The organism is Ensifer sp. Root423, from assembly GCF_001426275.1.
Taxonomy (GTDB): domain Bacteria; phylum Pseudomonadota; class Alphaproteobacteria; order Rhizobiales; family Rhizobiaceae; genus Ensifer; species Ensifer adhaerens.
In genome coordinates, this window is sequence record NZ_LMEG01000016.1 from 23,162 (window position 1) to 34,239 (window position 11,078).

The following is an 11,078-nucleotide window of genomic DNA, read 5'->3' on the forward strand; positions in this document are numbered from 1 at the left end:
TCAACACCTATCTAGTTCTGATACCTAATTATATGGTTTCAGAGAGGATTTCAGATGCTTACAACGGGGAATCAGCTCAAGGCTGCGAGGGCTTTAGCGGGGCTTGAGCAAAAGGATGTGGCCGAGAAAGCGGGAGTGAACGTGAACACCATCCGCAATATGGAGGCTGCCGGCGCCGGGCAGATAGCCGGGCGTGCGCAGAACGTGCAGAATGTCCAGCGGGTCCTAGAGCAGGAAGGGATTGAGTTTCTAAACCACGGTCAGCCCGGTGTGAGGCTGGTGGGAAAACGGAACGGCTGAAACTGGCTAGCGGGTGAGGAACGAATTTTTATATCTCGTCAAGCCACTCAATTGATACTCGTCCCTGCAGGACATTCAACGCCCGACCGATCGCCTTGTAATTAGGCCCATTACACTGCCTGCACCCATGTGCGAAATATCCTCTGGTCTTGGCTTCTCGATCGAGGTCAACGAGGGACCATCCTATGGAGAAGCATTTTTCAAGAATTTGATCGACCGCCGGGTGGCCAGTAGGTTTGTACGGTGGCTTCTCGCGTCGAAAATTGTGACGCCAGGCCGCATGCTGAATGCTGCTCCACGTCGCATGCGGAAATGTCGCGCAGATTTCTTCCTTTGAACATCGCGGGTACATGCGACGAAGTTTCGAAATCTCTGCCGCTGTCCACCAGTGAAGCTGCCTAGTAAGTCTCTGTTTACGGCGCTGATTCTCAATGGCCTTGATGGTGCGATGCGGCAACCTCTCGTGTGCCTGTTGGTTGCTAGGGAATTGGCGAAGGATTTGTATCTCCGCTTCAGTCCACAGGATGCTTCCGCTCATTGTAACGCCCTCTCGCCTCATCCTGCGTCGGGCACGTTCAGCGCTTGCTGCATTCCGGGCGTAGTAGGCTAGCGACATCCCGCACCTCCGAGCGGGGATTTCAGTCGAGACTGCCGACGGGCGCCAATCACAACTTTACTTTTCCAAGGTTTCCACAGCGCGAGAACGCAGCGAGGCTTTTCCTGGCTTCCGGCTAACTACGTCGCGGACTCACTGTTTCGCAGGAGGATGCGCCCGGACGTTTTCTTCTGCGGCCAAAACTTCCTTCATGAGGCGGTATTCATGGGCGCCGCCATACAGCAAGCTTATTGCTCCTATTCCAGGGACGAGGCACAGAACGTAGCAAAGCCATGACATGTTTGGTGACAAATTAAGCGTTGTGGGAGCTATGGCGAGTAACACCCCGAAAACGATGCACGCTATTCCCGTTGCCACGGTCATTGGGAGCCAATCGTTCTTCATAATTAATCTGCGGTGCCTGATGCTCAACGCCTGGTCACCGCTGCGCCCGAGCAAGACCGCATCGCGTCGCTCATTAATGGCTTGAGATGCAGAAACAGTGACATTCGTGGCGACCCACAAGGCCGCAACAAGTGCAAATAAGGGTTGCGCATCCAAAACCGACGTCATGTTTCTCACCCCACCATGACTACAAAGGTGGAGAAGGATAACACAACAACTGCGGCTCACAATTGAGGCTTAGAGCAGCATGATGCCCTGGCTAACGTTCAGGCGTCGCGATTGATTCATAGACTTGGAACGGTCCTTCCATTTCGCGTATGCCTTTGAACGAGGGATGCCGCAGCTTGCCGTCCTGTGTCCATGTTCGGTATTCGACCTCGGCAACGAAAATAGGTTCCGAGAACACAGCGCCCTTCCGCTTCAGCGCCACCGGCGGACGGCTAGCCGGCATCGTGTCGAGCAGTTGGCGTAGCTGCACCGATTCCTTGTTGCTCCACCCGGTCCCGCACCCGCCAACATAGACGAGACCGTCGCCCTTCCTCGCAGCCAGCAGTAGCCGGCCGATCGCGCCAGGCATCGTGGACGGCTCATATCCGACGATCACAAACCAGTCGCGCCGCGCGCATTTGATCTTCAGCCATTCCGGACGGCGGCCCGATCGATATGGCGCGTCCCGCCGCTTGGCGATGATGCCTTCGAGGCCGTGTTCGCATGCGACCCGGAAGAACTCGGCGCCGTCGGCGTGCACCTCCTCGGAGAAGCGGATCGCACCAGTCCTGCCGGCGACGATCGGTTCGAGCAGTTGCCGGCGTTCGACAAGCGGCATCATCCGGAGGTCTTGGCCGTCGAGGTAGAGAAGGTCAAAGGCATAGAAGATGATCTCGCCGGCATCGTGCAGGCTTGGCTTTCTCCCGACCGCGCGCTGTAGAAGCCCGAAATCAGAGCGGCCCTGGTCGTCGAGAACGACCGCCTCGCCGTCGATGATCATGGTGGCATGGCCGAGCTCGCGCGCCTCAGCGACGATGGAGCCGAACTTCTTGGACCAGTCATAACCGCCGCGCGTGATTGCCCTCACCTCGCCGGGCTCGACATGGACAGCCAGGCGGTACCCGTCCCACTTTACCTCAAAGGCCCATTCCGGACCTTTCGGCGGCTTGTCGACCAGGGTTGCCACGCAAGGATCGACGCGCCGCGGCATCGGCTCGGACAGTGTCGCGGGAACAGATTTCTTTCTGAGCGTTTTAGCCATGACGAATTAACGCATGAAACAGCGAAAACGTCTAAGCTGGGGTACCGGAGGAAGATAATGCCGAAGTCATCGATTTTTGCGTCGCCGAAGCGGGAAGGCTCATACCCTTGGATTGCCAGTTAGCGCTTGAGGAAATCTTCCAGGCGGTGGTCGAGGAAGCTGAGGACGCCGGCTGGTCTGAGCGAGAAGTCTGCGACGCTGTAATCGAACTCGCGCACAACCACTGGCTCGCGCTCGACGCCAAAGATACGATGTTCGAAGATGCCGTCGGCGTGATCCTTCGAAAGCCGAAGGCACCCCCGCTTCATTGACCTATTCGCCCTGCATCCGTCGCAGGCACCAATCCCAATAGGTCTCGACCATCTCGGTGGCCTCTCGCGCAGTATCGCAATACCCTTGGTTCGGCGTGGGTGGCGATCCTCTAAAGGTCCGGGGGACAGACCCCGCCCAGTTCCAGCGCCCAGCCGTCGGACCGCCGGTCTCTTTCCGGATGCGGCCTATGTAGCCGATACCGTCGAAGCCCAGCCAATCGAAATCGGTCGGCGGGTCGTTGGCGTCCAGTTCGGTGCGGCGCCACTGGTAGCGGGGCTGGTAGAATTCGGTCATGGTTTCCTGCGCGGCGTGCTAGGAAATGGTGCCCTCCGTGACGCTTTGCAGATTTTTCGCCAGGATGCGCCGCCCATTCCCATTATTCGCAGGGCGTCTATCGTGGGAACGCCTTTCATGTCCTCGACGGTCGTATACCCTCGCCGATGGAGCTCATCGAGGAGCCTAGGCCTCAGCCCGATATCTGAAAGCTTCGTGGTCATGCCCGTATAAAAGCAGGCTTCTGCACGCCGCGCAATTTGTAGGATTCGCCATAAAAGCGCGGAACCGTCACCTCGATGGCGGGTTTACAGAACGAGCCCAGCTATCCACCCCTGCGAGGGCTCGTTGGACAGTGAACTCTCTTGGCCCCGCTGGTTGCACTTTGGGGCCAATTTTTTTGAGGAAAAGCGTCTTTCCCGCCCACCCACAATCTGGCATTTTGCGCGGCCGAGAGGGGGAAGCTCATGTCCTACGATTGGGAACGCGCCAGACGGCAACGGTTTAGGCACGCTCGGGTTTGGCTTCTGATTGCTTTGACAGCTTGGCTTATCGCCCTCGCGTTAACGCCATAGCTGGAGCGAACCTATGTTCCCATCGCCTGCATTGTGGCTAATGGATTAGCTCCGGTGAGCTGTGCGGGTCGCTCCTGCCGGGATTGGCCGGGCACCCGCATTATTCAGTGATGGTGTTCCGAAAGATAGGATCCCCCGCGGCGGCATCAAAGCCGTTTGCGCCCCCAAATTGATTACGCGAGACTAACCCTTTCGCATGATTGCGATCGATCAGCATTTTTGCGACGATACAACCGTGATCGCGCAACAGAAATAATCCATGGTTGTATTCTCATTGCCGCGCGATCACTGAATAATGTACGCATTGCGTTTTTTATGGTTTGACGACCTTCCACGATGAGGCCCCGCATCCCCTGCGGGGCTTCATTCGTTTGAGCGCGTGCGAGTAGATGACGCACACACTTTTTCGTGGCTCGTTGGTTGCAATTTGCGGCCATTTTTTTGCAGAGACGGAACTCAGAACCGCCGCTTGCGTTTCTGGCTTTGTGAAACCCTTTCCCCGATCAGGGTGACACCTTCACAATCCCTCCGGAAGTGAAGCCTGCTCAGTGCCGATGGCCTCGTCGCCGCCCGACGGGGCCATTTCTTTTACGGTAGAGACGGAACTTAATTTAGCATCGGCAGTTTTTTAGCAATGATCCTCCCCGGGATCATAGCCGGGCTTCACAGGGAAGTCAGTTTCTCGCGTGAAGCTTCTCTTGATGATGACGCATACTCATTGGCCCCGACGCCCCATCGGGGCCATTCTTTTGTCTGGCACCAAATCCAGCGAAGCACCTTCGTCCTGTGGGAACCCCTCGCTCTAGCTAGCAGCCCAGCGCCGCTATCCCTTCCCGATAATCACGAACACAATTCGCCTGATAGCCTCAGCGAAGCTCACGCCCAGCGCCATCGCGGCTATCCCCGTGACGCCGAGCGCGCCGATGCCCATCAGCTTCCACCGCTTCACGTCGTCGGTCACCGGCTTCATTTCGGCAACGTTCGAATCGATGGTCGATACCGATGCCTCCAGGTCGCCGACGCGGTCGACGAGCTGATCCATGCGTTGATGCACGGCGGCCCGGCTCGTCGCCGCCTTATCCTCTGCCCGCACAGACCCCTCCTCCAATCGCCGGATCGATTCCTGCAGACCCCGCATGCCCGCGACCAATTCCCCAAGCTGGCGGTGAACCGCCGCATCGATTTCCATTGGTGCCATACCCTAGCGCCCTTCCCCGTGCCGTTCGCATTCCGCCTTCGTCCAGATCGCCGCCGCGCAGATGCCGACGGCGGTTCGGTCTATTTTCCGCTGATCTTCGGTCGTCGCCCCTCGCGCGCCGATCAGATCAGTTCCAACGACCCGCCTGAGACCGTCGACACTTGCCGGCGCCGTAATCCCACACGCCGCCCCGATCGAGGCATAGGTCAAAATCGCTGCGAGCATTGCTCGCTGCATCACCGCTCGCATTGTTCTGCCTTTCAATCTTGGTGGTGAGGGACCGCGCGCCGTCCTCGCGGATCTCGGCGACCAGCCACACGATGCCGGCGAGCACGAGCCCGCCGGCGATGATACGCGGCCACATGTCAGCGGGCCGGCGCGCGGTTCACCGACCAGCGGCCGGTGAGGAACATGACAGCCGCGATCGAGCCGATAACGATCAGGAGCGCAGCGATACCGAAGGCATAGGGATTGTTGACGCCGAGCACCGCCGAAAGGCCGGCGCCACCGAAGAGCCCGCCAACAGTCGTGACCGCCGTGCCACTCCTCTCGGCCGGCACATCGTCCGCCTTCGCCGCTTCCGTCTTCACGTCGGGCAGCTCGGCCGGCGTTCGCGCCGCCTCGAGCGCGTCGAGGAAGTTGCGATAATAGCCCGCGATCAGCTTCGCCTTGTCGGTTCCGTTGACGATCTTGCGGGCGCCGACGGGATCGTTGTCGACTTGGTTGAAATAGTCGGCGAGCTTCATGCCGGTGAACATGCCGCCGATCATGCCGTCAAACAGGATGCGGATGGCGGTTACCATCTCGGCCGCCTTCTCCGGCGTCTTGGCGAGGCCGAACTTGTCATAGTTCTCCTTGCCGGTGATCTGCGGCAGGCCCCGGCCGCGATAGCGCCAGCCGTCGTCAGGCCCGGTATTGCCCATCCGGCCGCCATAGACCTTGTTGGCCAGCTTGCGCGGGTTTCGGGCGAAGGGCTTGGCGCCGGCGACGGTCGGGAACCGGGACGGCCAGACCTCGGCCAGGCGCGCGGCCGAATAATTGAGGTTCTCGGTCACCGGCTGCATGGTGCCCCCGGTCTCGTGAAAGACGGTCGCCAGCATGTAGGCAAGCCACCGGTTGTCGATCACCTTGCCGGTCGACTGGCGCCGATCCCACTCGTCGAGGATGGCATTCATGCCGTCGATCTGGGATTGCATAAGGCGGCCGCCAAAAGGCGCGCGCCTCGCATAGGCGAGGAACGTCGTTCTGTTCATCGGGTTTTCCTTCGGTTGGGGGAGTGATAGATAGTTGTGATGTGCGCGCGGAGGGAGCCGTGGATTGCTCAAACAGCTTCGAAATTCAGTGCCTGACGTGCAGCGGGCGCGAGAGGGTTACTTTCGCTCAGATGGAGACCAGGGAGCTGGTTCAGTGCCCCCATTGCGGCACTACCCGCAGCATGCAAAAAGAAGACATTCTGGAAATCTGTCATGACGCGACAAAAATGACGCGACAAAGGCTGTGACAAATGTCGTTGGTCAAGCTCGGACGGGCGCGGCTCTCCCTGGTCTTGCCTCATCACCGTGAACAGTTGCGAGCCGCCAGGAACCCGACGCTTTACGATCTGTTCGAGTCCTACGCGTTGGCCGCGCAGACCCTCGACAATCTGCTGAAGGAGCACCCCCGCCGCGAGGAATTGATCAACGAGTATCAGGCGCTGTGCCTGGACATGCAGTCCGAAGTCGTATCACTCCTGGACCGGATTGAATTGCAAAGTCACTAAGGAACTCTACCGCGCGAGGCCGGCCACGCGGCTCAACAATCCCTTGAGTTCGGGCTCAGCAACCATCGATGCCGCCTCCGCCGGCGCCATCCAGGCAAGCTTCCGCTGCCGGCGCTCGGGAAATCGCTTCTTGGTCCGCTTCACTTGCACGAGATGAACTTCGACCACGGACGGCAGCTTACTGCCATCATCCAGCGCTTTGATGTAGGTGTAGTAGCCAAAGGCACTCTTCTTGGCGCGGCCCTTGACGCCAGCCTCTTCCCAAGCCTCGCGCTCCGCGACCTCGTGAGGTGAAAGCCCCTTGATCGGCCACCCTTTGGGGATGGTCCAGCGTCCGGTCTCTCGGGTTGTGATCAATAGGACTTCATATTCATCAGGATGTTCCCCACGCACACAAAGCGCACCGAACTGCTCCACGGCACCCCCGCTAAGGATGGTCTGCACGTGGCGCGTGAGGCGTGAGAGATGGGACAGCGCTCTCTTCATTCGCAGAAATTTGGAGCGAAGTTCGATTCCCGGCAAGTGGGTGAGACATCGATAGCGTAAGGAAATGCTAAATTATCAAGGTTTGCCGCTGTCGCTACCTCAACCTTGGCACTCAACACCCTGATCCTGATGGGTCTCGGTTTACTTAAGCATCCACCTGCGCATTTACCCTTCCTCAGACATCCTCGCTCGGCATAGTGCCGGCTGGGACCGACGGCCGCCAAGGGATCGCGCGCCTCGCATAGGGAAAAGCGCATTGGCCGAATACGGCAGGTTGCGGAAAAGATTCGCCAAGCGTGCCTTAGCGGCGCATAATCCGTCCATCGCTGGACGGTAGCGCCGCGAGTGGAGAGGTTGGCGCCTTGCTTGATCAAACTCGATCCGGATGCATTCTTCCTGAAGGCTTGGCAGCCATCGCCACGGCCTTTGAAAAGGTCGTCAACGCGCGCAACATCGGTCGCGATAGCGACGAGGCAGACTACCTCGCGCGTCGTGCCATCAGCCTCTACATGGACGGCACTCGGAACGAATGGGAGCTCGAATTCCGCCTAAGAAATTCCTGCCGGCAGTTTTCCGAGTACACGACGCGGCATACCGCTAGCAGCACCCAGGTTGTGGATCTGCTACCCCACTTGTCGACCTGGGCGAGAAGCCTCACGTCATCCCCAGAGGATGCAATCAAGCTGACCGAACGAACGCTTCAACATGCGATCGACCATATGGCCGAGTTTGTTGAAACCTCGGATGTGCGGGGATGGCTGGTTCGGATTATGGTGCAGCTTCGCCTGGGTCACAGCGGACGCCACCAACGAAGGTCACCTGATGGGCTATGACTGGAATGGCGCTCGCGGGCGCCGTATGAAGATTGCGCGGATCGGAACGGCCGTCGCGCTAGCGGCTCTCCTGGTATCGGTCGCGACCCAGATCGTGACGCAATCGATCTAGAAAAGGCTCCGGATCGAAACCAGTAACGATCCAGAGCCTTCCGTCTGAGCGTTCGACTTCTACAGACGCCGGAATCCAAAGCGTATTTGATCACAGATTGCAACCAAACCATCGCTTCGAGCCACAGGTTAGAGCGTGATGGCAGCCGTCCACATGGCGTCGATCTGGACGTCTGTGAGGCCGAGCGCGCCGCCAACGGTCGCGATCAGCGGGTGTGTCCGGTCAAAGGTGGTGGCGTATTCCCATTCGATCTGGGCTTTATCCTTGTCGGCACCGGCCGGCAAAGCATCGATGACTGCGGAGACTTGTGAAAGTGAAAAACCGCTGGTGACGAGTCCCAGACGTAGCTGACGGGCTGTCAGCGGAGCCATTGCCCCCCTGATCGACTCGATCGAAGGGGGCGTGTAAGGTGCAACCACCCCTTCACTGGCGATTGAGAAGAGTTGGCAACCATGCTCCTCAGGATCAGTAGGGGCGGCGGTGAATGGCTGCCACCCAAATTCGGGGTGGTTGATCTCCATATCAATCGCAGAGTTATCGGGGCGGCTGTAATAAGCGTCACGAAATTCCATCACGAAATCCTCAACCAAATAGCAAATGAACCAGTGCTGGTCGCACCAGCGCTGATGGCACCCATGCACCTCCAAGTCCCCGACAGAGCGACACCGTTGGTAGCGGAAATGCCACTCGCAGGTTCAAGGTTAGCGCCGGAGATGGTTGCTCCGAAAGCGTACCCGTTGGTGTTGCCGACGCGTTGTGCCCACACATACGTACCGATCCCGCCGGCCCCGAGGGAAGCCGCGCCGCCGCCCCAATCGACATCATGAGTGTGCGACGTGGTCGTGACCGCATTGGCAGAGGTAGCGGTTAGCGTTCCAGGCGTCCCAAGCGTCAACGTCCTATCGGCGGCCAGGGTGCCACCGCCCGTGAGGCCGTTACCGGCGATAACCTGCCGAGTTGGATTGACCGGGGTATACCCATAGATGCCATTAAGATCGGCAGCCGTCAGGACCAGTTCGTGAGTATGGCTAGTGGCGGTGACGCTGTTCGTCGAGGCGTTGGTGACCGAAGTCGGCGTTCCGAGGGTGAGCGTGCGGCTGGCGGCCAGTGTACCACCTCCCGTAATCCCGTTGCCGGCAACGATGCTGATCCCGTTGTTTGCCGGCGTGTAGCCGTAGAGCGCGGTGATGTCGGCGGCCGCAAGGTTCCCGGTGTGCCAAACAGCGTAGTTGCTGGCGCCGACGATGTAGCGAAAGGCGTCTACACCACCGTTGTTGGACAGGACGACAGAGAGCGCGCCACCCGTGGCAACATCGTTCTGCATCCGCATACCCAGGGTGAGCCCGGCACCGTCCGTATGCTGAACGTATCCCTGCCTGGCATTGATCGTGCCCCCCTTCCAAAATGAGAGGTACGGGTCGTCTGTGTCGCTCGCTGACACGAGCCGGATCTCTTCGCCGCCGCCGGTCAAGGTCAGGCGGCCAGACATATTCACGGCGCCAAGGTTGTAAGTTGCCGCGTTCATGATGGCGTCGGCAACGGTCCCGGTAGTCAGGTTCGAAGCGTTGTTCGCGCCGAGGGTTGCCCGCGCGGTGGCCGCATCAGCATCGTCGAGCAGAGTCTTGATGAACGTCGACACTCCGAGTGTCGTCAGCGCCGTCGAAGCGTTCGCGTCGTCCAGAAGCGTGCGGGCAAAGGGGGTCAACGCCGTGGTCGCATATGTGTCCAGCGCCGTCGTATAGAGCATCTGATCTGCGGCCGTCGTCAGACCAGAGATCGACTGAAGACCGGCATCATACGCCTGGACGTTCGTCCCGATCGCAACGCCGAGCGCCGTGCGCGCGCCGCTTGCCGTGGTCGAGCCGGTACCGCCAGCGGTGATCGGACGCGCCGCATTAGCATCTGCCGTCAGGTCGTCGATGAACGTATTGTAAGGCACGCTCTGGATGGTCGTGTTCGGCGTGCCTTTGGTGCCGGCGGGAGGGCTGTAGACGCCACCTGTTCTAGGCATGAGCATTCTCCATAGAAAAAGGCTCCCGGAGAGGGAGCCTTGCAAGTTCTGGGGATTTCGGTTTCATTCCCTTGGGCTAATAAAAGGGGCAAAGTGTCGATGGACCTGGGTGATGAGATTGAGCGGGGCGTTCAAATGGTCATGGCCGAATACGCTGTGACACGCGAGGAAGCGATAAAGCGCATCCTTCGCGACTGGCTTGTCGGCGGAGGCTATATCCCTCTCGACTCCACCGCAGATTGATCCAATGATGCCGCGTATCGGGCGTAGTGCTCGGTCAAGAGGGGGGAATTCTTTTGAGAAAAACCGGCACAATCCTTTTGGGCACCGATCAGATCGAGGTTTTTGACGATGGCGAGCCCGCAGTCTTTGTTGACCTGATCTCCGAATGTTCCATTCACAACGGCATAGCGCGCATAGGCCTGGTTCAGGTCGCCAACGACTTGGGCGGAGTTGCCGAAGCCAAGGTGTGCGCTCGTTTTAGAATGAATCTCGCCACGGCCGCCGACTTGCGCAATTTTCTGACCAATCTTCTCGACGGCAACGCCGAGGCGAAAGAGAAGGCGAACTGAGCCCATCTTCATTTCCTCCGGTTCTCGTGTATGTTGTGGGGATGCCCCGGGTTGCTTTCCAATTGGCCTGCGTCGCCGCAACTGCGCTGGTGTACTTCGCCTTTCACGAGGCCTTCCGCGCGCTAAAAGCTTGGTTCGGCCCCGGCTTTCCGGTCGGGTTTATCTGTGGCGCGGTTCTGGTTGTCGTCCTGTGGGCAATAAGCGGGCGCTTCGACGGCTGAACGGGGCCCGATCGAGCTTCATGCATCCGAGGATTGAGGAACGCGCGTTCTCGTGTATTTTAGGGCTATGCAGATCGACCACAACCCGAACGAACCGTCCCATGCCGCGCTGAAAATCATCGGCGTGCTTACGGCTGTGATCGTCCTGGCTGTGGCTGTTCCGGTAACCTTCGGGGT

At 59.2% G+C, this 11,078-nt stretch carries 15 protein-coding genes; 3 read left to right on the top strand and 12 right to left on the bottom strand.

The features are described from left to right. Nucleotides 1–54 precede the first annotated feature (54 nt). Complete coding sequence (locus tag ASD01_RS16395; RefSeq protein ID WP_060644145.1) at nt 55–300, top strand: helix-turn-helix transcriptional regulator; 246 nt, start codon at nt 55–57, stop codon at nt 298–300. Between the two features lie 748 nt (nt 301–1,048). On the opposite strand, the gene ASD01_RS16400 is transcribed toward ASD01_RS16395, so the two are convergent. The 8 genes from ASD01_RS16400 to ASD01_RS16430 form a co-directional block, all read right to left on the bottom strand. Continuing rightward, nucleotides 1,049–1,468: a hypothetical protein gene (locus ASD01_RS16400; protein WP_060644146.1), complete on the bottom strand. Its 420-nt coding sequence runs from the start codon at nt 1,466–1,468 to the stop codon at nt 1,049–1,051. 91 nt (nt 1,469–1,559) lie between these two features. Further along, complete coding sequence (ligD, locus tag ASD01_RS16405; RefSeq protein WP_458574499.1) at nt 1,560–2,474, bottom strand: non-homologous end-joining DNA ligase; 915 nt, start codon at nt 2,472–2,474, stop codon at nt 1,560–1,562. 194 nt (nt 2,475–2,668) lie between these two features. Continuing rightward, a complete protein-coding gene (locus tag ASD01_RS16410; RefSeq protein ID WP_060644148.1) occupies nt 2,669–2,857 on the bottom strand; it encodes a hypothetical protein in 189 nt (62 codons plus the stop codon). A gap of 4 nt (nt 2,858–2,861) precedes the next feature. Further along, nucleotides 2,862–3,155: a hypothetical protein gene (locus ASD01_RS16415; RefSeq protein ID WP_060644149.1), complete on the bottom strand. Its 294-nt coding sequence runs from the start codon at nt 3,153–3,155 to the stop codon at nt 2,862–2,864. 1,377 nt (nt 3,156–4,532) lie between these two features. Next, nucleotides 4,533–4,898 (bottom strand): DUF1515 family protein, encoded by a 366-nt coding sequence (locus ASD01_RS35610; protein WP_244495246.1) that lies wholly within the window; start codon nt 4,896–4,898, stop codon nt 4,533–4,535. Nucleotides 4,899–4,910: 12 nt separating this feature from the next. After that, the gene (locus ASD01_RS36765; RefSeq protein ID WP_156623657.1) at nt 4,911–5,144 is read right to left on the bottom strand and encodes a hypothetical protein; all 234 of its coding nucleotides are present in this window, start codon (nt 5,142–5,144) and stop codon (nt 4,911–4,913) included. Then, on the bottom strand, nt 5,035–5,271 hold the full coding sequence (locus ASD01_RS16425; RefSeq protein WP_060644150.1) for a hypothetical protein: 237 nt from the start codon (nt 5,269–5,271) through the stop codon (nt 5,035–5,037). Before ASD01_RS16425 ends, ASD01_RS36765 begins: the two co-directional genes overlap by 110 nt. 1 nt (nt 5,272) lies before the next feature. Then, nucleotides 5,273–6,160: a hypothetical protein gene (locus ASD01_RS16430; protein ID WP_063979517.1), complete on the bottom strand. Its 888-nt coding sequence runs from the start codon at nt 6,158–6,160 to the stop codon at nt 5,273–5,275. Nucleotides 6,161–6,411: 251 nt separating this feature from the next. Between ASD01_RS16430 and ASD01_RS16440 the strand changes: the two genes are divergently transcribed. Further along, nucleotides 6,412–6,666, top strand: coding sequence for a hypothetical protein (locus tag ASD01_RS16440; protein ID WP_060518410.1), 255 nt, complete (start codon nt 6,412–6,414; stop codon nt 6,664–6,666). A gap of 6 nt (nt 6,667–6,672) precedes the next feature. Here ASD01_RS16440 and ASD01_RS16445 read toward each other — a convergent pair whose 3' ends face one another. Continuing rightward, on the bottom strand, nt 6,673–7,083 hold the full coding sequence (locus ASD01_RS16445) for an NUDIX hydrolase (RefSeq protein WP_244495247.1): 411 nt from the start codon (nt 7,081–7,083) through the stop codon (nt 6,673–6,675). 431 nt (nt 7,084–7,514) lie between these two features. Between ASD01_RS16445 and ASD01_RS16450 the strand changes: the two genes are divergently transcribed. Continuing rightward, nucleotides 7,515–7,985: a hypothetical protein gene (locus tag ASD01_RS16450; RefSeq protein WP_156623658.1), complete on the top strand. Its 471-nt coding sequence runs from the start codon at nt 7,515–7,517 to the stop codon at nt 7,983–7,985. A 240-nt stretch (nt 7,986–8,225) separates the two neighbouring features. On the opposite strand, the gene ASD01_RS36770 is transcribed toward ASD01_RS16450, so the two are convergent. From ASD01_RS36770 to ASD01_RS36015, 3 genes are all read right to left on the bottom strand, one after another. Next, nucleotides 8,226–8,669 carry a hypothetical protein gene (locus ASD01_RS36770; protein ID WP_244495248.1) on the bottom strand — a complete coding sequence of 148 codons (444 nt, stop codon included), beginning with the start codon at nt 8,667–8,669 and terminating at the stop codon, nt 8,226–8,228. Continuing rightward, nucleotides 8,669–10,108, bottom strand: a complete 1,440-nt coding sequence (locus ASD01_RS36775; RefSeq protein WP_244495249.1) for a hypothetical protein — start codon at nt 10,106–10,108, stop codon at nt 8,669–8,671. The genes ASD01_RS36770 and ASD01_RS36775 overlap by 1 nt, the downstream gene beginning before the upstream one ends. A gap of 212 nt (nt 10,109–10,320) precedes the next feature. Continuing rightward, complete coding sequence (locus ASD01_RS36015; RefSeq protein ID WP_162251002.1) at nt 10,321–10,686, bottom strand: hypothetical protein; 366 nt, start codon at nt 10,684–10,686, stop codon at nt 10,321–10,323. Nucleotides 10,687–11,078: the final 392 nt, after the last annotated feature.

Bases quoted from the DNA above. Each gene is read 5' to 3' on its own strand.
- ASD01_RS16395 (WP_060644145.1), top strand. From the start codon at position 55: ATGCTTACAACGGGGAATCAGCTCAAGGCTGCGAGGGCTTTAGCGGGG.
- ASD01_RS16400 (WP_060644146.1), bottom strand. From the start codon at position 1,468: ATGACGTCGGTTTTGGATGCGCAACCCTTATTTGCACTTGTTGCGGCC.
- ASD01_RS16410 (WP_060644148.1), bottom strand. From the start codon at position 2,857: ATGAAGCGGGGGTGCCTTCGGCTTTCGAAGGATCACGCCGACGGCATC.
- ASD01_RS16415 (WP_060644149.1), bottom strand. From the start codon at position 3,155: ATGACCGAATTCTACCAGCCCCGCTACCAGTGGCGCCGCACCGAACTG.
- ASD01_RS35610 (WP_244495246.1), bottom strand. From the start codon at position 4,898: ATGGAAATCGATGCGGCGGTTCACCGCCAGCTTGGGGAATTGGTCGCG.
- ASD01_RS36765 (WP_156623657.1), bottom strand. From the start codon at position 5,144: ATGCAGCGAGCAATGCTCGCAGCGATTTTGACCTATGCCTCGATCGGG.
- ASD01_RS16425 (WP_060644150.1), bottom strand. From the start codon at position 5,271: ATGTGGCCGCGTATCATCGCCGGCGGGCTCGTGCTCGCCGGCATCGTG.
- ASD01_RS16430 (WP_063979517.1), bottom strand. From the start codon at position 6,160: ATGAACAGAACGACGTTCCTCGCCTATGCGAGGCGCGCGCCTTTTGGC.
- ASD01_RS16440 (WP_060518410.1), top strand. From the start codon at position 6,412: ATGTCGTTGGTCAAGCTCGGACGGGCGCGGCTCTCCCTGGTCTTGCCT.
- ASD01_RS36770 (WP_244495248.1), bottom strand. From the start codon at position 8,669: ATGGAATTTCGTGACGCTTATTACAGCCGCCCCGATAACTCTGCGATT.
- ASD01_RS36775 (WP_244495249.1), bottom strand. From the start codon at position 10,108: ATGCCTAGAACAGGTGGCGTCTACAGCCCTCCCGCCGGCACCAAAGGC.
- ASD01_RS36015 (WP_162251002.1), bottom strand. From the start codon at position 10,686: ATGGGCTCAGTTCGCCTTCTCTTTCGCCTCGGCGTTGCCGTCGAGAAG.